Source organism: Methylobacterium nigriterrae (genome assembly GCF_037106235.1).
Lineage (GTDB): Bacteria > Pseudomonadota > Alphaproteobacteria > Rhizobiales > Beijerinckiaceae > Methylobacterium > Methylobacterium nigriterrae.
Window position 1 is genome coordinate 1 of the sequence record NZ_JBAWTG010000634.1, and the last position, 349, is coordinate 349.

1 pseudogene is annotated in these 349 nt (G+C 71.6%); it reads right to left on the reverse strand.

Features of this window, described 5'->3' with window-relative positions:
* Window positions 1-206, reverse strand: a pseudogene (locus tag WDW90_RS38550) (HlyD family type I secretion periplasmic adaptor subunit); the annotation flags it as partial.
* Window positions 207-349 lie beyond the last annotated feature (143 nt).

Here is a 349-nt window from a genome sequence, read left to right on the forward strand (position 1 = left end):
CTCTCGACCACGAGCTTGCCGGCGGTGATCACCGCCCCGTCGATCTTCGTGAGGCTCGCCCAGCCGCCGACCCCGCCGACCAGCATCAGCACGATCAGGCCTGTGATGCGAACCTGCCGGCGGATGGCCGAGCGGGCTTCCGAGGCAGGCGGGCGCGCGGCCCTGCAGGCGGTCTGCGCGGCGAGGGGAAGGGTGGTAGGCATCATGCGCTCCTGCGGCATAGGCACGAGCCATGTCTTAGATGGGCAGCGGCGAGGGTCCGTGACCCGCCTCACGCTGGCAAATGGACGCGCGAAAGCCCCCGCCGGGCAGACCCGGCGGGAGCATGGTTCGGGTCCGGTCGGACCGG